Here is a 19,786-nt window from a genome sequence, read left to right as displayed (position 1 = left end):
AAATCTTTGTCCCTGCTACGCTTGGTTCTCACCTACCCTGACAATTTTCATTGCATTGGTGCCGCCGACCTGCCCCATGGGTTCACCCCAGGTGACCACGATCATGTCGCCTTTGACGACGACATCGTTTTCCAGCAGGACGGTTTCGGCAGACTTCAACACCGCTTCTCTGTCATCAGAGTAAGGCAGGTTGAAGGTCTGGACATTGCGGTACAGCGCTGCCTTGCGCTGGGTAGCCACGCTTGGTGTCAGTGCAAACAGTGGCACGTCAACGCTGTGGCGGCTCATCCACAAGGCAGTAGAACCCGATTCGGTCAGGGCCACGATGGCTTTCACACCCAGGTGGTGCGCTGTGAACAGCGCGCCATAGGCGATGGACTGGTCGATACGGGTAAAGGTCATGTTGAGGAAGTCGGCATCGAGCTTGTTTTCCTGGAATTTTTCAGCTTCCAGGCAAATCAGCGACATCGCCTCCACGGTTTCTACAGGGTATTTGCCAGATGCGGTTTCTGCCGAAGTCATGACGGCATCAGTACCATCCAAAACAGCATTGGCCACGTCTGACACTTCAGCACGGGTAGGCACGGCATTGACGATCATGGATTCCATCATCTGGGTGGCAGTAATAGCCACCTTGTTGGAAGCACGCGCCATCTTGATCATGCGTTTTTGCAAGGCTGGCACAGCCGCATTGCCAACTTCTACAGCCAGGTCACCACGGGCGACCATGATGCCGTCTGATGCATCCAGAATTTCTTGCAGCAGCGGTATCGCTTCTGCACGTTCTATCTTGGCGATCATCATGGGTTTGTGGTTATAAGGCTCACCCGCGATATTCGAGAGTTGCCTTGCCATTTCCATGTCAGTCGCATTTTTTGGGAAAGACACGGCGACATAATCAGCCTGGAAAGACATCGCAGTCTTGATGTCTTCCATGTCCTTGCCCGTCAGTGCTGGCGCTGTCAGGCCACCGCCCTGGCGGTTGATACCCTTGTTATTGGACAACTCGCCACCGATCTTGGTGACGGTATGGATTTCATTGCCAACGACTTTTTCTACCACCAGCACGATGAGACCATCATTGAGCAACAGCAGGTCGCCATTTCTGACATCGCGTGGCAGGGCTTTGTAATCAAGGCCAACGCGTTCTTGCGTGCCCATGGTGCAGTCTGCATCGAGGATGAACTTGTCACCATTTTCAAGATGGATGCGGGAATTTTCAAACTTGCCGATACGGATTTTAGGGCCCTGCAAATCCGCCATGATGGCGATTTCGCGGCCACACTCTGCTGCTGCCTGGCGCACCATGGTGGCCCGGTCTATATGATCCTGCGCCTTGCCATGCGAGAAATTCAGCCTCACCACATTCACCCCGGCATGGATCATGCGCTTGAGCGTAGCCATGTCATTGGAAGCGGGGCCTATGGTGGCAACAATCTTGGTGGCACGTGACATCTGGTCTCCTGAAAATTAGATATTATTTTTAGCGTTGAGTTGGATGAAAACCTGAAAAACTTATTAAGACCGGAAAGCTCACCACAGAGACACAGAGGGGGCACAGAGGGTCACAGAGAAAACCCACTACTTTGAAAGCTCTCAAGCTTTTCTCATGCCTTTCTCTGTGTCTCCGTGTCTCTGTGGTTAGGGGTTTTGGTCTTGATCTTGAATCAAATTATTTCACAGCGCGTTGCAACAAAATTTCTACTGCTGGCAGGGTTTTGCCTTCCAAAAATTCGAGGAAAGCGCCGCCGCCTGTGGAGATGTAGCCTACCTTGTCAGCGATGTTGTACTTGGCAATCGCAGCCAAAGTATCGCCACCGCCAGCAATCGAGAAGCCTGCTGAATCAGCAATTGCCTGCGCCAGCACCTTGGTGCCGTTGCCGAACTGGTCGAATTCAAATACGCCGACCGGGCCGTTCCAGACGATCGTGCCAGCTTTTTTGATTTGTTCTGCCAGCAGTGCTGCCGTTGTTGGGCCGATGTCGAGAATCATGTCGTCGTCCTGCACATCTGCCACTGCCTTGACGGTTGCCACGGCGGTTGGCGAGAATTCTTTGGCGCACACCACATCAGTCGGGATAGGCACAGACGCACCGCGCTTGGCCATCATATCGATAATGGCTTTGGCTTCTTCCACCAGATCTGCTTCTGCCAGCGACTTGCCGATCTTGAGGCCGGATGCCAGCATGAAGGTGTTGGCAATGCCGCCACCGACGATAAGGTTATCGACCTTGTCAGCCAGCGATTTCAAAATAGTCAGTTTGCTTGATACCTTGGAACCAGCCACGATAGCGACCAATGGGCGCGCAGGTTGACCCAGGGCCTTACCCAGTGCATCCAGCTCGGCAGACAACAGCGGGCCAGCGCAGGCAACAGGGGCAAACTTGGCGATACCGTGGGTAGTTGCTTCTGCACGATGGGCAGTGCCAAAGGCGTCGTTCACATACACATCGCACAGGGCAGCCATCTTTTGCGCCAGCGCATCGTCGTTTTTCTTTTCGCCCTTGTTGACGCGGCAGTTTTCCAGCAAGACGACCTGGCCTGGCGCTACAGCTACACCATCCACCCAGTTTTGCTTTAGTTCTACATTCACGCCCAGCAATTCAGACAAGCGCTTGGCAACTGGTGCCAGTGTATCTTCTGCCTTGAATTCACCTTCAGTCGGGCGACCCAGATGCGACGTCACCATCACGGCAGCACCTGCCTGCAAAGCCTGCTGTATCGCCGGGACTGACGCGCGGATGCGGGTATCTTCGGTAATATTGCCGTCATCGTCCTGAGGAACGTTCAAATCGGCGCGGATGAAAACACGTTTGCCCTGGAGCTGGTTTGCTGCGATCAGGTCACTGAGTCGGTTGAATTGCATCGTGATATGGAGTTGGCAAGGTTGAAGGGTGGCGCCCCTGTCTCGGCTAGCCATGAGCCATGATGCTGCACATGGCAAAGCCTGACAAAACACGACGCCGGGATATTTCAAGACTTACACAAAGCCGCTATCGCGCCATGTTGGTGCATGGCCGGAACAATTTTGTGTAAGCCCTATGGATAAGTCCATGATTGCAAAAGTCCCCAGCCAACTATTTTACCAAAGCCCGCTTGCAGACCATACGGTTTTGCACGGGTTTTGCGAGTTTAATGTGAAAATTAGTAGTAAATTGACATTTATTTGATTGAATTACTTCGACTTGGGGATGATGCGTAGGTTTGATTGGGGATGGATGAGGATTGATGGGTAATCAGTACGGTCGTGCTTTTGTATGATTTTTATCAATTTGCCATGCTAAATGCGTTTATTGATTTGATTTACTTTTATATACCTCAAGCGAATGTCCGCGGCCGAAGCTGCTACACGCCAGCACAACTGCTGCCGCCGCCCATAGTTACCTCATTCCTGCGTGCTTTTGGCAGGAATCCATCGGCTTCCGTAGTAAGCTATTCTCGACTTAATTTCTGATAATCAGATTTTTGAAAATTTTGAAATTGAAATTTGGTCTCATATTTTTATGGCCGTTTGCCGGAATTCTTTTTTTTCACTTCCCTCTCATATAAAATGGAAAATTTTGGTTTAATGTGCTCACGATTCCAGGAAAAAACGACTTTGCTTACCGCCAGATTATTACTATCATCAGCAGCATGGAAATCAGATAGTGGATTGTATGAGAGGTAGACATTAGTATCATTTAAATAAAAATACCCCAAACTCTTATAACCTGGATTTAAGATGTAAACGGGGTTTTCATACTCATTGGTAATATTTTTAGCACTCAGTTGCATCGCAGGATCGTAATAAATCGTCAAAACCGCGCTCGTTAAGGCTGTTTTCTCACGGCTATCATTTGGTTCAAACTGACGAGCATAAGCAATTGCCACGATGCCGCTGCCTTTCGGTATATCTTTTTCTCGTAGATATAGCTCGGCATCTGATCCGCCACTCTTGGAGCCGGGTACCAACTCAATATTCAGGATGTGTTCAAGTTGTTTGACGTCGGTAATACCCGCCTTGGCAATACGAATCACTAACGCATCAAATTGAGATTGAGTGGCGGACATTTTTGGGCTTCTTTGTTTCTTTATTTTTGCAGGAATTTGCTTCTGCTCGGATGCAAATCCTTGCCCTAAAAAAACAGCACTCATGACTAACAGTGTGAAAATTTTTAACATAATGGTTTCTATTTCCGTGCAGGCCCACGAGCATTTTTATATGTATCAATATCAATAGGCTCATTATCCCACCTATCTCGGTGTCCGTTATTATTAGACCACTACATTCGCAGTTCCCATGTGTAGACGCCGTTTGTGCGGTACAGAAAATGGAAAAAGAAGGACCGCTATCTGAGGTGTAGCAGGGGTTTCGAGCGGCCCGCGTAGGGTTCATGCACTTCGCCTGCGTAACGGCAATCGCTTGCAAGCGATTGTGCGCCCTGCAAGGGAAGCGAGTTTCGGGCCTTCCCATTTTTTGTATCGCACAAACGCCCCCCCCCTTTAGGGGGCGACTACGCCTGGGTCACCTTTTTTCGCCTACCTTTTTTGGCGAAGCAAAAAAAGGTAAGTAGCCGCCGGGCTACCCCGGCCTGCAATCTTAAATGACGTGTGAAGGTATTTGAAAATCCGAATGCTCGAACACTAGAGATCAGAAATTAACTCACGCAATAGTTTACCACGAACGCCACTGGATTCCTGCCAAAAGCACGCAGGAATGACGCAGCAAAGGGAGCGGTAATATTATCAATTCAGGCTTCGATATGGGCCACCCTGCAGGGCCTGGCATCAGGCAAGGCATAGCCCTCATCCCAGCTCATAACCCGAGCCGAATATAAGTAAACACCGCCATCCCAAAAAATATCGTCTGCAACATATTCCGCCGCACCAAAAAGAAAGCCGTTGCCAGCAAACCCGCCAACAAACGCGGGTTTTGCAAGCCGACTTCGACCTGGCCATTGGTCAGCAATAAGTCAGGAACAATAATCGCTGCCAGCGCGCAGGCGGGGGCATAGCGCAAGGCCTCCTGCACACGCTTGGGCAAATTGATGTGGTGGCCGACCAGCCAGAAGCCGCTGCGGGCGATGAAGGTGGCCAGGGTCAACAAGCCGATGACTAGCCAGATTTCCCAGTCGCTCATGCTTGCTCCTCTTGGCTTTTGTCAGTAGCCGTTTCCTTTTTACCATCCAGATATTCTTCCAGCATCATGGCTGTGCCCATGCCCAGCAAGACCGCCAGCAACAGGCCCAGTTTGTAGGGCATATTCACCGCAAGCAGGGCCACGGTGCCAGCCACAACGACACCGGCAAAGGCGGCGCGGTTGATGATGAGAGGCAGCATGATGCACAGGATCGCCAGCGTGCCAGCAAAGCCCAGGCCCCAGCTGGTGGGCACTTGGCTACCCAGCAGGATGCCGATGACCGAGCCAATTTGCCAGGCTGCCCAGTTAGGAAATACCAGGGCCTTGAGATAGGCCAGCTTGCCTTTTTCCTCGGCAAATTCAGGATAACGCTGCATGAACAGGCCGACAGAGATGTCGCCTGTTAAAAAGCCCAGCCAGGCACGGGTACGCCAGGGCAAGTAAGCGAAATGGGGAGCCAGGATGGCAGAAAATATCAAAAAGCGCAGGTTCACCACCAGGGCCGTCGCAAATATCACCCAGGCTGGAGCATGGGCAGCAATCAGGGGGAGCGAGGCGAGCTGGGCTGATCCGGCAAAGACCAGCAGGGTCATGCCCAGGGCTTGCGGTAATGTCAGACCAGCCTTGATCATGGCGATACCCACCACCAGGCCCCAGGCACCAACACCAAACCAGGTGGGCCCGCCTACTCTCAAACCTTCCTTGAACGCGGCCTTGTCTGATTCAAATGACATGAGAGTGTAGATGTAGCGGGAAAGTGCATCATTGTAACTTGGAAACAAAAAGCTTGCCGACGGTGCTGAATTTGTGAGCAGATTGATAAATTTTCAAAACCACGCAAACCCATACAATTTTAAATTTCATACAATACATTGCAATTTCGTAGATTGGGCTACCCGCCCCGCCAGTCCATGGTTCGTAGGTTGGGCTACGGGCTATCAGCCCAACACTGGGCCTCCGCAAACGTATACGGTATTTAAACGCCGAGTGTTGGGCTGGTAAGGCGTAGCCTAGCGAGGCCCGGCCCAACCTACGATTTTTGCCAGGTCACGCTAAATCCCTGGCTACACAGCTTCACCACCCACCAGCACGAATACCCCCAGCCACCCCATAATCCGTTAAAATCCTGTTAGCAATGTCTAAATTGGAAGTAGTCCCGCGCCAGCAACATGCGCACACACACTTCCAGCACCATTTTTATTTACGGAGTCCCCATGTCCACCACAGCCAGCACAGCCACAACCAATAACATCGTCGAACTGCAAGCCACGGATTTGCCTGCGCACTGCCCTAACCCGGCCATGCCGTTGTGGTCTTCGCACCCGCGTGTCTATCTCGATCTGTCGCATGGCGGCACGGCCACCTGCTCTTACTGCGGCACGCAATACAAGCTGGCAGCAGGCGTAGTACTCAAAGCCCACTAATCCACCTCCCCATCATGGCCGCTAAAAAACAGTTGAATGGCAGTGCCGACGAAGTTGAAGCGGCCTTTTATGACGCACTCAGCCGCGCTGATCTCGATGGCATGATGGCCCTGTGGGCCGAGGATGAAGAGATAGTCTGCATACACCCCGGTGCAGCCAGGCTGATAGGCCATGCGGCCATACGCAGTTCATGGGAAGGTATTTTTGAGCGCGGCAGCGTGCAGATACGGCCTTTGCAATTGCATGCCACCCACAATATGCTGACAGCAGTACACAGCATCGTCGAAGAATTCCAGCGCCCCAGCGATGGCGGTCAGGACGTGCATATCCTGGCCACCAATGTGTATGTCAAGACACCGCGCGGCTGGCGCATCACCATGCACCATGCCTCGGTCGCGTCTGGCAAACCGCCGCTGGACATGTTCAAGGCCAGCATCCTGCATTAATGAAGCATCAATGAAATACCTCTCACCTCGCTGGTTACCCGGTGGCCATCTGCAAACCATTTACCCGGCCTTGTGGATCGCCAAGCCTGTCACGCACCTGCGGCGTGAGCGCTGGACCACGCCGGACAATGATTTCGTCGATATCGATTTCCTCGATGGCGAACCCGGCAAACCCTTTGTCGTCCTCTTCCATGGCCTAGAAGGTTCCAGCGACAGCCACTATGCGCGCGCCATGATGGCCGCCTTGCGCGAGCGTGGCTGGTCAGGGGCGATACCGCATTTTCGGGGCTGCTCAGGCGAGCTGAACCAGGCACCGCGCTTTTATCATTCTGGTGATTCACACGAAATAGGCTGGATCATAGAACGCCTGTACCAGCAATTCCATCACCAGCATGATGGTGGCAAATTTTATGCCGCCGGTGTCTCGCTGGGTGGCAATGCCTTGCTGCGCTGGCTGGGGGAATCGCAACATCATGCCGACATCGTCAATGCAGCTTGCGCGGTTTCTGCCCCGCTTGATCTGGCACAAGGTGGGGCTTCGCTGTCCAGCGGTTTCAACATGATCTACACCCGCATGTTTTTAAAAACCCTGAAACCCAAGTGCCTGCAAAAGCTGGATCAATTCCCTGGCCTGTTCAATAAAACCGCCATGCTCGAAGCCAGGGACTTATACGAGTTCGACAATGTCGTCACGGCGCCCCTGCATGGCTATCTCGATACCGATGATTATTGGCACAGGGCCAGCGCCAAGCATATACTGGGGGACATTACCGTACCAACCCTGGTGCTGAATGCCAAAAATGATCCCTTCCTGCCGGCCCAGCATTTGCCCACGCAAGCGGCCAGATGCGTGACGCTGGAATACCCCGATCATGGTGGCCATGTCGGCTTTGCAGCAGGCAGCCTGCCTGGTCATTTGAACTGGTTACCGCAAAAGATACTGAATTTTTTTGAGGCAAATAGCTGATGGATGAAATCGTCAAGGCAGCCATGGCCAAGTGGCCCAATGTACCGCATTGCTATGGCTGGCTGGCGCTGGATGCACGTGGCAACTGGCGCATGCGCGACGAGCGCAGCCAGGCGCTGGACCTGCCAGGCGACATCATCCGCCACCCCACCCTGCTGGCTTTCATCACTCGCAATTATCTGTGCAATGAAGAAGGTTGCTGGTATTTCCAGAACGGCCCGCAACGTGTGTATGTCGACCTGGCAGCCACACCCTATATCGCCAATACCACCGCGGATGGCGGCTTTTCCCTGCAACATGGCGAACAGGCTTTCAGCCCAGAGCTGGCCTTCCTCGACCCGCAAGGCAGGCTGCAACTCAGCAGCGGCACCACCCTGGCCCAGGTCGATGACCGCGACCTGGCACTCTGCCTGCCCTGGCTGACACTGGACCAGCAAGCAGTCAGCGATGAAGCCTTATTACAATGGCTGGAAGATGCCAGCACACCAGGTGAACTGCACTTGCGCCCACCGGGCATGCCAGGCTTGTGCCTGGAAGTGCAACGCTGTGAAGAGGGGCAATTGATGCGGGAATTCGGCTTTGTGGCAAGGCCAAGATCGACAGCACCGGCCTGACAAGCATACCGCCATTCAGCCTATCTCAACTCATTTCAACTTCCTGATACGCTCTGTCTTTACCCGTTTCCATTTGTTGTTGACCCATTGCTCCTCATAGAGATAGTTATACTTGCCCTCAACCAGGCCATCATCGATTTTCCTGCTCACAGGCACAGGTATGTCATTGACTACCCGGTATTGGGTAAAGACATGGTAGCAACAGCCACTTTTTTCAGCCGTGCTCAAGCGCTGATATTGCTCGCCAACCTGAAAAATTCCCAGGCTACCCAGTATCAAATTCGTCATCGGTTCGCTGTACACAAAACCATCCTGCTTGCGCGACTTTAACAACACATCATAACTGGGGCCACTATAAGAAGAGAAATTGCCATTACGGATGGCGATGTCTTCTTCCCCATCAAAATTGAAGTCCCCGACCAGGATGGTCCCCTGCTCGCCATAGACTGCTGGCCGATTGGGTGAGACCGGTGCAGTCTTGTACAGGCTCAGGAAAATATTATTCAAGGGGATCACCTGCAAAGGCGTGGTCTGGCCTTTTTCGCTGATATACACCACGCCTGCTTCTTCGCAAGTGACGCTGTCATCTTTTTTGTCTGCATCGCACTTATTGAGCATGCGTATGCTGAAGTCATACCTGGTGGACACCTTGTGCAAGTCAAAGCGCCAGCCTTCTTCTGCAGGCTGGTCTGGTTTTTCCATCAGCGGCTTCAAGGCCGCCAGCAAATCCAGGCGCTTGCGATAAACCTCAGCCAGGCAAGCTTCACGTCCTTCGTTTTTTTCTTCACAGGTGCTGCGGTTGCCAGATAGATTAGAATCAGCCGCTATCCACTCATGCTGCATCCTGCTGATGGCGGCGCGGTCTTTGGCCAGTTTCAGCAATTCCCCGTAGAGCACGCCAAGCTGGTCATCCAGGGCAGATAAAGCCGGGTCTGCACAGATGGCTTTTTCTACAGCAGTGGCCGCCCTGTCGCAATCAAAGCTGGCGGCAGCGGCGGACAGGGTGATGCTGGTGCAGGCGAGGATAGCGCTTGATATCAACTGCTTGATGTGACGAATTTGCATTGCAGATTACTCTGTTTTTGACGAAAGCGCAGAAGGAGATTCAACACGGCTCTTCAACACAGCCGCAAATACCTGTGCCAGCTCCATCGCATCTTCACCCGCATGGTGGGTGTGTGGCAAACCTTCCAGATTCAAAGCATACTTGATCTTGCCCTTGCGGCTTTCTACCCACTCACATCCTGTCAGCCCCATCCAGTAGCTGCGCAAATCCACACCAGAACCGGTAGAACCAAACGGGCTGGTGCCAACATACCTCATGAAATACCAGTGTACAAACATGCCATCCCACACCGCAGGCGCAGCCAAAAATACCGGTCTGCCTATTTTTCGCAAGGAATTTACCCAGTCATAAGCTGCGCGTATAGCTTGCGCGGCATCTGGTGCATTGCGGATCAAATGATCCCTGTCCAACCCTGATACCGCCAATGCAGCCGGATCAAATTCTTCCGATATAGGTTTGATTTCTGAATAAAAGCTCAGCTCAGGATGTCCGGCTACGGCCATACCCAAAGAGATCATACTATAGGGGCCAGGTATGGGGCCGTCGGCTTCTACGTCTACAGCGATATAAATTTCTGGCAGCTCTTTGGTTTGATGGGTCATCTGTCTCTTTCTCTCGTTATGCACAAGCCTCGTCAGGCTCAGTGCAGCTTTTTCCATATCTCTTGAATGATGACCATGGAAATGTCATCAGGATGGCGGCTGCCATCCTTGTCTTTCGCCATACACGAATCCGTCAGGGCCACATTGCCGCGCCACAGGCCGGTGTCATTGCGTATGCCCGTGCCCCAGCCCATGTGAAACTGGATCAGGTTTTCATACTTTGCATCCTTGACGCGCTGCTTGCTGGCATCATCAAGCTTGGCCAGGATCTGCGTGGCAGCCTGCTCACAAGTGGCAGGCCAAGTATCGGCATCTGGATAGCGTTTGCAATTCTTGTCGTAACCATTCTTGCCTGGCGTGGCGCAGGTGGTAGTCGCCGGGCTGGCGTGACTGGTGCTGGCAGCATTAGCTGACGGCACCGCCGCATCTTGTGCCCATGCGGAATTGGCACAGACAGCCATGGTCGTCGTGATTGCCAGGCAAATGCCGGATAAAGTATTTTTCATTTTTTTGTCTCTCTTATTTTCATATCAAACAAGCATCATACATGAAGCAAAACTTGCTGCTCATTGTTTGAAGATTATTCTTCCAGCCAGGGGCCGTCGTCCCACCAGCCCTGGGCGAGGATGGTGGTGACGTCGTAGCTGGAATCATCACTGTCCTGATACATGGGCAAGCCCAATAGCGCCGCCAGCTCGATATCATAAGATTTGAATGCAGCCTTTAATTCTTGTGAGATCTTTTGAGGATAGACCCAAAAGCAAACCAACTGATCTGCTTCATCAATCGCCAATAACTGGCGTGCCACCACCCTGCCCTCTGCATCACGGGCATACAAGACTTGCTTATTGGCATCGAGCAGGCAGGCGACAGTAGAATAATCACACAAGCCACCTATTCCAAGACAGGTTCCCGCATAGCTGCCCATCATCAACACTTCAAAGGGATCATGCTCAAACGCCAGCGTCAACTCGGCTTGTCCTATTTGCACTTTGCGTAGCAGACCAGTCTGCCATATAGCCTGTTGAACACCTGGGTGTTTGGCATACCAGGCTCGATTGAGTGGGTGCTGGATATAAGCCAGAGTATCGCCATTCCTGGCATTGATCAAAAATCGTCGCAGGCTTTGACGGTTACGCCCTGAAAAATGATTCATGCCTGCCAGTAAACGCAGGGCATGTCTGGCAGAAGCAGAAGCATCACGTAATTGGAAAGAGCCATCCATTTCTATCCAAAGTGCCGCTTCTATCGCGCGCAAACGCAAAGCAGGCAATCGTGACAAACTGAGCTTGCAATGCCTCGCTATTTGTTGTGGTGATAAATTTAAGTCTCCCGCCAGGTATTCACGCAGGCGACGCGGCAAAGGGCTATCCAGACCTGAGGCTTCACACAACTCCAGCAAACGCTGGCAAGCAGTTTGCGGCGGCATTGACTGCCAGTCCAGCGTAAACCATTCAGTATTCAACTGTCTTCTCATGAAGAGCTGGCGACGCTCAAAATGCAAACTCCCCAGTAAACAAGCAGTTTTAAAGAACCTGGCAGGCGTTGCTAAAAATGAGGTGCGTAACAAAGACGGTGTCGCATTGGCAAGACTGTAGATACCATAAGTCAGTAAATTGACGTTATCTTCTCGACGGCAGGCGCGTTCAAATTGCCGCCAGACGCGATCATCTAGTGCAAGAATTTCATGTCTTTTGTCTTCCGGCCAAGTCTCGATGATATTCACAAGACTATGTCCATAATCGATTTCAATGGAAAACGGCGGCAGACATAATCTATGCATCAGCGGCAAAAAATCATGCACTGCTTTTGGCAAGGTCAGTGCATTGCTCCATCCGCCGACAAACCAGCTCCATATCCGGGCGAGTTTGTCTTGTCTCTCAGCAGTGAGGTTTATCAGCACATCATGGCAAAAAGAAAACAACTTCAAATAGACTTGCCACTTTGCCTGTAATTTTTCTTTCTCATCCTCATCAATAAATTTGTAGAAAATATTGAGCCAGGTCTCCGCAGCCTGCTGGCTAAATTTCTCCCAGCGAGTTTCACGCAATAGCTGAGCAAGACCAGGCAATTCGGCACAATAATCCCATAAGAATACCCAAGATTTAATACCCGCAGCATCGCAAGCTCTTACTATTGCTTCTACAGGTACATCCTGGCAGTCATGTTTGGCGGTCAGCACATAGTCGCGCAATTCGCCAATATCACTAGACTCGTAGAGCAGGCAACCAATGAGACTATATTCCACACTCACTTGCCTGCCCAGGTTACGCAGAATATTGCGCAGGTAAAACTCAAAGCGCACATCATCTGCCGACAATCCATGCAAGCGCATGAGCTGCTCAACACTCATCTGCTGATCTGACAATTGTCCCTGTAGTTCACGCATCAGCACATGCAAGAAAATATTCTGGCGGATGGCAGGTAATAGTTGCGCCAGTTCAGCAGCATGAGATTGCGCAGGGCTCAGTGCGCACAGGTGCGCCAGCAAACCCAGGTTTTCTGAGCGGCAGGCATCATCTACTTGCATGCCGCAATGCCTGCGCCATATCTGCAACCAGGCCAGTTGCTGTTCTGCGCTACAGGCACGCAATTGCCACAGGAAGCAGCGACGAAAACCATCGGGGAAAACCGGCAAGGCTTGCGCCGTCGTTTGCCAGTGGCGGAAAAACAGTGAGGCAGTGGTCGGTGGCAACGCATCTGCTGCCAGCACAATAAGCTGCCCTTGTGCATCCAGCGCAGGCAAGGCAGCAAAATCATGGCGGGCGAAAAAGGCATCGAGCAAACGCTGGTCCGCCAGCCAGGTGCACAAGTCCAGGGCAGGCGATGCCGCCTTGGGAGGCTGGTATTTGGTGCCCCGAAATGCACGGGGATGGGCCGCCGTGGCGACTGGTTTTTTAATCGCTGCAACTTGCGGCATGACCGGCGTCGTGCTGTTGCCGGGATCAGGCAAGCTCATCCAGAACACCCGCCAGAATGCAGGCCAGACACTGGCGAGATCTATGGCCTTTTGTAGACTATGCCAGTCAGCCAGCAAGCTGGCGGCCTGAGCGAACAGCCTGGTATCAAGTTCAGCCAGATTCACCTGGCGCAAGCCTGGTTGCAAGACGCCATCGATATCATCCGCCAGCAAGGCAATGATATGCCCAGGCTGGCGCAACAGGCTGATTAATAGAGATTTGATGACAGGCGCTTTAGATGGCGCTGTTCTGGCTTTGACAGAGTGAGCTGATGGCATGTGAATAAACAATGAAAATTCCTGGGAGCAGAGCAATCACCAGCAAGCATCAACGCGCAATGCGCATGAGCTAGCATGGTCATGTCTTGCATATCCGTTGAAACCATTTCATCTTATTGTGTCATCCACTGCATGGCACTACTTAGTAGGAGCGGCTTTAGCCGCAAATCCGCGCAGCCTTGGCCGTGCGCGTCACCTGAGTTGATGCACGGGTTTTTCGCGGCTGAAGCCGCTCCTACAGAGGATGTACAAATTCTATGACTGAATAAGATCAGGGAATTGGTTTCAAGATTTCATTTTTTATTTCACATGCTTTTATTCTTTTTTATCGAGGAGGAAAGTGTGGTGCCAGCAAATCTGTTCCGGCAAGTGCTCATTATAAATTAATCGGCAGCAGATTGTTCACCATCTTTTTTTAACTTCTCAGTTGCCACTTGTCGCCAATTCGTTTCAGGATGCAAACCAATTGCCTTGATCAAGCTAAAGTAAGCACTAATAATTTCTTGAGGCGGTTCATACTTGCTACCATCCCATTCCTGGGCACCACACTTGAAACAAATCTGTAAAGTGCTCAATAATTCATCTTGAGCATAAAACCTGATCGTATGATGCGGCTCAAAAATACACGCAGCAATCAGGTACCGCGTTCTGGCTGGTACAGCATTAACAAAGCGCTTAAATTTGACTGTCTCTTGCTGAGTCAATATCACGGTTTGATAAGTAAGCTGTTCCTGCGGCAGAAATACATAATTCTTGCGATCAAAAAAATCATATTTATCAGAATGTTCAGTCACGACTATTTTATCTGCCGTTTCAATTGCCTTGATCAACTCACGTTTATAGGCCGCGCCCTCGCCAGATAATTTACCAGCCTGTGCCGAGACGACAAACAAGCTGACACATACAAAAACAACTACTCTGAACATGTGATATCCCTGCATAAAATTCCTTGAATTATTACTTTTAAACATTCCAAAACCTTCACCCCAACCGGATGCCATCGCTTACCAACCTGAACAATAAATTCAAGACTTTTTCTTCAGCAATTCTGCCCATTCTCTTTCGGGGCTTAAACCTATGGACTTGACGAAGCTGGAGAAACTCCCAATGATGAAAGACGGTGGCGTATGCTTGGTCGCGTTCCACTGTTGCTGGCCACACGCAAAGCAAATATCGAGCTTGCTTGCCAGCTTGCCTTGCACATAAAAATACACCGTATGATGTGGATCAAAAAGACAGCCAGAGAATGATTGTTGCGTTTCGTCAGGCGTAGCTTCGACAATAGAAATGAAATTATCACGGTGGCGCTGACTCAGTGTCACCGTTCTGTAAACTCTTTCCTTTTGCGGGATAGATCGCCCAACCACGACGAAATCCAGTTCTGAGGAATGCTCGGTCACGACGATCTTGCTGGCTTGCCGGATGGACTGGAGTAAATCAGCCTTGTAGGCTGACCCTTGTGCGGTATCTTTCTTTTTAAAAAAACAGGACGTGAGCAGGCTGCAAGCCAGCAGTAATAAAAATCCTTGAAAGATTTTTCTGCTTAAGAGAATTCGCTGCGCCATTTATCAACGCCGCTTCTTCTCTTCCGCCAATTGCTCCTTATGCTTTTCTTTCCATTCACGCTCGCGGGCGTCGATGACGGAGAGTTCAAAATACTGGGCATCTTTTTCGCGGCGGGCGATGTCCAGTTGTTGCAGGGCGGCGGCCAGGTTGCCTTCTATGCCATAGGCTTCGGCCAGGGCGACGTGCTGGGCAGCTTGCTTGCCCTGGGCGGCGTAGACCTTGGCCAGCAGGTTATATAACTGTGCCTCTTGTCGGTACAGGACGATCTGGTCGCGTAAAAAGACGGCGGCTTTTTCTTCCTTGCTGTCGGCCAGCAGGGCTTCTGCATATTGCAGGGCGACGCCGCGTGAAAGGGGCAGATCACGCATGGCTTTGTCGGCCTCTTTGACAGCGGCGTCAGTCTGTTTGTCACCGATGAGGATGTCTATCGACAGGTCGACATACATATTGCTGTAACTGAGCAGGCTTTTATAAGCGGGGGTCTGTTCCAGCAGTTTGCGCGATTGTTCCAGCAGTTTGCGGGCGGTGGCAAAATCCAGGCGTTTATAGGCGACAAAGGCCTGGCCGTATTTAGCAGTGATCTGGTCTTCGAGTTTGCCGGATTTGACCTGGGTATCAAAAAAAATACTGGCATCCATCAAGCCCTGGATGGTGCTATCTTGCAAGACCCTGACCCTGGCCTTGGTGAGTAAAAATTCCAGGCTGTCGGCATGCTGGCGATAGCGCTGGTCTACCAGGCGCGACTGGATGTCGGCTATCCTTTCACTGGTCAGCGGATGGCTGCGCAAGTACGGTGGCAGGTTGTCGTTGTAGTTGCGCGTGGCGTTTTGCAGACGGCCAAAAAAACTCACCATGCCGGATGGGTCAAAGCCGGATTCGCGCAAGATCTGGAAGCCGACACGGTCAGCCTCGCGCTCGGCATCGCGGCCAAAGTTCAATTGTTTTTGTATCGCCAGGCCTTGTCCGCCTGTCACCAGGGCCATGGCGGCATCCGGGCTGCTACGGGCCGCCAGCACGGCAAGGGCCAGTGCGGCCAGGGGGATCAGGGCATCGTTTCTCTGGCTGGTCAGCATGCGTGCAATATGGCGCTGGGCAACGTGGCCTATTTCATGGCCCATGACGGATGCCAGCTCTGACTCAGATTGCGCTGCCAAAATCAGGCCGGAATGAAAGCCGATAAAGCCGCCAGGAAAGGCAAAGGCATTCAGTACCGGATCACGCACGGCAAAAAACTCAAAATTGAAATTGGTTTCGCCACGGGCATCCTGGCGGTTTTCCAGCATTTTATTGCCCAGGCGGTTCAGGTATTCGCTGACGGGGGCGTCGTCCATAAAGTCAGGGTCGCGCCTGACCACGCTCATGATTTGCTCGCCGAGCTTGCGTTCTGCCAGGGGCGACAAATCTTCACGCGAGGTATCACCCAGCGTAGGCAGGTTTTGCGCATGGACCAGTGCGGGCGACAGGCTGGCACTGCCCAGGCTGACTGCCAGCAAGACCGCCAGACGGAGTACGGGCAGGCGAAAGGCGCGTCGCAGCGGTTGTGCAATGCTATGATAGTCAGACTGTGATTCGGGCTGTGATTCGGACTGTAATTTGGACACCAAGAGCTTCCTTCTCGTCATGACTTAGGTAAAACAGCTTTTGCTGCAAGACTATGTCTCATAGTAACAATTTTACCTAAACCTATATTTCGATATTCTTTTCTTTTTACACAATAATGAGTGCAGATACAAGCAAACCAGAGCTGAGTCATTTTGACGCAGCTGGCCAAGCCCATATGGTGGATGTAGGCAATAAAAACAATAGCCACCGCATCGCCATCGCCCGCGGCCATATCCGCATGCAGGCCGCCACGCTGGACCTGATCCAGCAAGGTAATGCAAAAAAGGGCGATGTCATCGGCATAGCCCGCATCGCCGCCATCATGGCAGCCAAGCGCACCAGCGACCTGATCCCTCTATGCCACCCTCTGGCGCTGACCCGTGTTACTGTTGATTTTAGCATTGATGCAAGTAACAACACCGTTACTTGCGAAGCCCAGGTAGAAACCGTAGGCAAGACCGGTGTCGAAATGGAAGCCCTTACCGCAGTCCAGGTTGGCTTACTGACAATTTATGACATGTGCAAAGCTGCCGACCGCGGCATGGTGATGACAGATATCCGCGTCATGGAGAAGCACGGCGGCAAGTCCGGTGACTGGGTGGCGGATATCGATCAATAATGGAGAAGCCAGCTACTTTACTGGCCATCGACATTGCCTATGCCGACAATGGCGCCGCTGATGCCGCAGCTAATGCAGCAACTAATGCAACAACTAATGGCAACAACAAGCATGCCTATGCCGCCGGTGTGGTGTTCCATGACTGGAGCGATGACAAGCCTGAGAAAACCTGCATCAGCCATATCAGCGATGTGGCCGAGTATGTGCCGGGCGAATTTTATAAGCGCGAGTTGCCCTGCATTTTGCAGTTGCTGGCAGAACATGATGTGCAGCCAGACTGCATCATTATCGATGGCTATGTCTACCTGGATGGCAGCAGCCAGCCCGGCCTGGGCTGGCACCTGTATCAGGCACTGGGTGGCAAAGTCGCCATCATAGGCGTAGCCAAGTCTTCTTTCTCAGCCATAGATACATCCTTCGGCATATGCCGTGGCGATAGCATCAAGCCGTTGTACATCACCAGCATAGGCATGGACCAGTCTACAGCCCAGGCCAGCATCGCTGCCATGCATGGCAGCTTCCGCATACCGACTTTGCTGAAACTGGTGGATCAGTTGTGTCGTGAGGCAGTGGATAAGCCTGCCTAGCCCGTAGGGTGCGTTATAACGCACCATATTCCCCACTTGCTACATAGCGGATGAGATAAGCAAAAAAGCGGTGCGTTGCAACGCACCCTACAAGACGGCATCCGGTAGGGTGCAGGCCATATCAAGGCGCATCCCGTGCTGGCATGCTCTCAAAAATCGCCTGATAACGCGTATCCTGTTTGCCCTTGGCTTGCCAGTAATCATAATATTCTGGATAAGAAATAGGATGCAGGCGTTGCAGGGTCAGCAAGGTGTAAGCGGCTTTTTTAGGCTGACCATTGAGTACATAAACCTCTGCCAGGTGGTTGAGGATGTGGACAAAGCCAAAGCGCTTGCTCCAGGTTTCCATATAGACGATTTCTTCGGCTGACATGCCTTCATGCGGTTCCATGTGCGTCAGTTTGAAGTACTCAAAGAATTGCGGAAACAAGGTAACACTGGGTTTGCGAGTAAACTGTTCTTGCGACTTGAAACCCTGGGTGACATAACGCAGGGCTTTAAAACCACCCACCACGCGTTGATAATCGAGGATCACACCGGCGATGACTGCGCTGGCCAGTGCCAGGCTGGCCAGCACCATGCCAGGCCTGGCCACGCTGCCTTGTGCAGGCCAGCGCATTTGATGTACCAGGCCCATGAGCACACCGACCGGCAGCAAGACAAAGGCATACCAGAGCGGGAATTCGACCATGCTATGCACGCCGACGGCAAAGAAGCACAGGCTGCAAAATTGCAGCGCCATGCTCTTGGCAGGTTTGATGCAGGTCTGGTAAAACCACCAGCACAAACCACCCATGATGAGCAGGCACGCAGGCCAGCCCAGTTCGGCAGCCAGGTTCAAGGGTAAATTATGCGCATGTTCGGCATAGGTGCTGGAGGCAAAATTGGCACCGATGCTGACCTGGCCAGCACCATAGCCAAACCAGCCCACGCCCAGCCAGGGATGATCTGCCGCCAATTGCCAGGCAACTTGCCACAGGCCAGTACGCTCAGAACGGCCACCAACGTGCTCAGCCACGGAAGACGCTGAAAAACCGATGATCTGACTAATCTGCGGCAACAGGAAAACCAGCAGCGCATACAGCAACACCAGCCCCGCCATCACCACGATGCCAGTACGCCTGGCCGCACCCAGCTTGCCTGCAGTATAGGCAAAAAACACGGGCACTAAAATCCAGCCTATGCGTGATTGGGTCAACACCGTGCCCCACAAGAGCAAGGCCGCCAGCACGATGGCGATATAAGCCGGGAGTTTTGCGGTGCGATAGAAGTACCAGAGTCCAGCCAGGGCAAAGAAATACAGCAGGGCCAGTTGATTCGGTTGCGCTACATTGGCAAAGGGACGCAGGGATGCCCGTGCATCTTCGGCCATGTACATGACCAGCGGCGTCGCATCCAGGCCCAATATCTGTATATGCTGGAACACCAGCGATACCACGGCAGCCACAATATGCGCCAGGGCGATGGCGGCGACAGCCATGTCGACCCTGCTGGCGTCAAGTGCCATGCTACTGCCAAACACGATGGCAAGAGCAAACAGCATGAGGTAGAACACCGGGAAGGCCATCTCGGCAAACGGCTGTATCATGCCCAGCATGAGCTGCAGGCCGATCAGGAGCACAATACCGAGGGGTAAAGCCAGCAAGGCGGGATAACGCAGATAAACAGGCGCAGGCCTGATGACAAAATATGCCATGGCCCCAAGCAAGCCTACGCAGCTGATCAGGTCATGGTAAAAAGTTCTGTAGGGATGGATATGATAAGCATGCGTGTAGCTGAAAAAAATCGCTACTGCAAAAATAATCAAGGCCAGCCGGCCTTCTTTTGCTGATGCCATTCGGGATACATTTCAATAAAATGGCCTGGGCTGCACATGGGTGGCAAACCAGGCCGTGTCAGTTTAACTCGAACTCAGATCGTCAATTCAGATCGTCAA

At 52.2% G+C, this 19,786-nt stretch carries 19 protein-coding genes; 6 read left to right on the top strand and 13 right to left on the bottom strand.

The features are described 5' to 3' along the window. Window positions 1–15: 15 nt before the first annotated feature. The 5 genes from pyk to ACO0LF_RS18515 form a co-directional block, all read right to left on the bottom strand. Window positions 16–1,455: a pyruvate kinase gene (gene pyk, locus ACO0LF_RS18535; protein ID WP_423016630.1), complete on the bottom strand. Its 1,440-nt coding sequence runs from the start codon at window positions 1,453–1,455 to the stop codon at window positions 16–18. 217 nt (window positions 1,456–1,672) lie between these two features. Beyond that, window positions 1,673–2,866 (bottom strand): phosphoglycerate kinase, encoded by a 1,194-nt coding sequence (locus ACO0LF_RS18530; RefSeq protein WP_423016628.1) that lies wholly within the window; start codon window positions 2,864–2,866, stop codon window positions 1,673–1,675. Window positions 2,867–3,501: 635 nt separating this feature from the next. Next, entirely contained in the window at window positions 3,502–4,161 is a 660-nt protein-coding gene (locus tag ACO0LF_RS18525) for a hypothetical protein (protein WP_423016626.1), read from the bottom strand. A gap of 634 nt (window positions 4,162–4,795) precedes the next feature. After that, a complete protein-coding gene (locus ACO0LF_RS18520; protein ID WP_423016624.1) occupies window positions 4,796–5,119 on the bottom strand; it encodes an AzlD domain-containing protein in 324 nt (107 codons plus the stop codon). Continuing rightward, window positions 5,116–5,853: an AzlC family ABC transporter permease gene (locus ACO0LF_RS18515; protein WP_423016622.1), complete on the bottom strand. Its 738-nt coding sequence runs from the start codon at window positions 5,851–5,853 to the stop codon at window positions 5,116–5,118. Before ACO0LF_RS18515 ends, ACO0LF_RS18520 begins: the two co-directional genes overlap by 4 nt. A gap of 480 nt (window positions 5,854–6,333) precedes the next feature. Between ACO0LF_RS18515 and ACO0LF_RS18510 the strand changes: the two genes are divergently transcribed. The 4 genes from ACO0LF_RS18510 to ACO0LF_RS18495 are packed head-to-tail and all read left to right on the top strand — an operon-like array spanning window position 6,334 to window position 8,570. Further along, window positions 6,334–6,543: a zinc-finger domain-containing protein gene (locus tag ACO0LF_RS18510; RefSeq protein WP_162042497.1), complete on the top strand. Its 210-nt coding sequence runs from the start codon at window positions 6,334–6,336 to the stop codon at window positions 6,541–6,543. Window positions 6,544–6,557: 14 nt separating this feature from the next. Next, window positions 6,558–6,989 carry a YybH family protein gene (locus ACO0LF_RS18505; protein WP_423016619.1) on the top strand — a complete coding sequence of 144 codons (432 nt, stop codon included), beginning with the start codon at window positions 6,558–6,560 and terminating at the stop codon, window positions 6,987–6,989. Between the two features lie 10 nt (window positions 6,990–6,999). Continuing rightward, window positions 7,000–7,956 carry a YheT family hydrolase gene (locus ACO0LF_RS18500; protein ID WP_423016617.1) on the top strand — a complete coding sequence of 319 codons (957 nt, stop codon included), beginning with the start codon at window positions 7,000–7,002 and terminating at the stop codon, window positions 7,954–7,956. After that, a complete protein-coding gene (locus ACO0LF_RS18495) occupies window positions 7,956–8,570 on the top strand; it encodes a DUF2946 family protein (RefSeq protein ID WP_423016615.1) in 615 nt (204 codons plus the stop codon). Before ACO0LF_RS18500 ends, ACO0LF_RS18495 begins: the two co-directional genes overlap by 1 nt. A gap of 30 nt (window positions 8,571–8,600) precedes the next feature. Here ACO0LF_RS18495 and ACO0LF_RS18490 read toward each other — a convergent pair whose 3' ends face one another. From ACO0LF_RS18490 to ACO0LF_RS18460, 7 genes are all read right to left on the bottom strand, one after another. Next, window positions 8,601–9,635 carry a lysozyme inhibitor LprI family protein gene (locus tag ACO0LF_RS18490; protein ID WP_423016613.1) on the bottom strand — a complete coding sequence of 345 codons (1,035 nt, stop codon included), beginning with the start codon at window positions 9,633–9,635 and terminating at the stop codon, window positions 8,601–8,603. A gap of 6 nt (window positions 9,636–9,641) precedes the next feature. Continuing rightward, window positions 9,642–10,238 carry a hypothetical protein gene (locus tag ACO0LF_RS18485; protein ID WP_423016611.1) on the bottom strand — a complete coding sequence of 199 codons (597 nt, stop codon included), beginning with the start codon at window positions 10,236–10,238 and terminating at the stop codon, window positions 9,642–9,644. A gap of 38 nt (window positions 10,239–10,276) precedes the next feature. Next, entirely contained in the window at window positions 10,277–10,744 is a 468-nt protein-coding gene (locus tag ACO0LF_RS18480; protein WP_423016609.1) for a DUF6794 domain-containing protein, read from the bottom strand. Between the two features lie 74 nt (window positions 10,745–10,818). Continuing rightward, window positions 10,819–13,476 (bottom strand): hypothetical protein, encoded by a 2,658-nt coding sequence (locus ACO0LF_RS18475; protein ID WP_423016607.1) that lies wholly within the window; start codon window positions 13,474–13,476, stop codon window positions 10,819–10,821. 383 nt (window positions 13,477–13,859) lie between these two features. Continuing rightward, window positions 13,860–14,477 (bottom strand): hypothetical protein, encoded by a 618-nt coding sequence (locus tag ACO0LF_RS18470; protein WP_423016605.1) that lies wholly within the window; start codon window positions 14,475–14,477, stop codon window positions 13,860–13,862. Between the two features lie 24 nt (window positions 14,478–14,501). Then, window positions 14,502–15,041: a hypothetical protein gene (locus tag ACO0LF_RS18465; RefSeq protein WP_423016603.1), complete on the bottom strand. Its 540-nt coding sequence runs from the start codon at window positions 15,039–15,041 to the stop codon at window positions 14,502–14,504. A gap of 3 nt (window positions 15,042–15,044) precedes the next feature. Then, window positions 15,045–16,643 carry a M48 family metalloprotease gene (locus tag ACO0LF_RS18460; protein WP_423016601.1) on the bottom strand — a complete coding sequence of 533 codons (1,599 nt, stop codon included), beginning with the start codon at window positions 16,641–16,643 and terminating at the stop codon, window positions 15,045–15,047. 116 nt (window positions 16,644–16,759) lie between these two features. On the opposite strand from ACO0LF_RS18460, the gene moaC reads away from it, so the two are divergent. Together moaC and ACO0LF_RS18450 are read left to right on the top strand one after the other, a co-directional pair. Continuing rightward, window positions 16,760–17,263, top strand: a complete 504-nt coding sequence (gene moaC, locus ACO0LF_RS18455; RefSeq protein ID WP_423016599.1) for a cyclic pyranopterin monophosphate synthase MoaC — start codon at window positions 16,760–16,762, stop codon at window positions 17,261–17,263. Then, window positions 17,263–17,850, top strand: a complete 588-nt coding sequence (locus ACO0LF_RS18450; RefSeq protein WP_423016597.1) for an endonuclease V — start codon at window positions 17,263–17,265, stop codon at window positions 17,848–17,850. The genes moaC and ACO0LF_RS18450 overlap by 1 nt, the downstream gene beginning before the upstream one ends. Window positions 17,851–17,971: 121 nt before the next feature. Here the strand turns inward: ACO0LF_RS18450 and ACO0LF_RS18445 are convergent, their stop codons facing one another. After that, window positions 17,972–19,687 carry a Wzy polymerase domain-containing protein gene (locus ACO0LF_RS18445; RefSeq protein ID WP_423016595.1) on the bottom strand — a complete coding sequence of 572 codons (1,716 nt, stop codon included), beginning with the start codon at window positions 19,685–19,687 and terminating at the stop codon, window positions 17,972–17,974. Between the last annotated feature and the right edge of the window lie 99 nt (window positions 19,688–19,786).

This window comes from Undibacterium sp. Di27W, from assembly GCF_049340345.1.
GTDB lineage: Bacteria > Pseudomonadota > Gammaproteobacteria > Burkholderiales > Burkholderiaceae_D > Undibacterium.
Note: the sequence above shows the minus strand (reverse complement) of the source record. Positions and strands in the feature narration are given on the sequence as shown.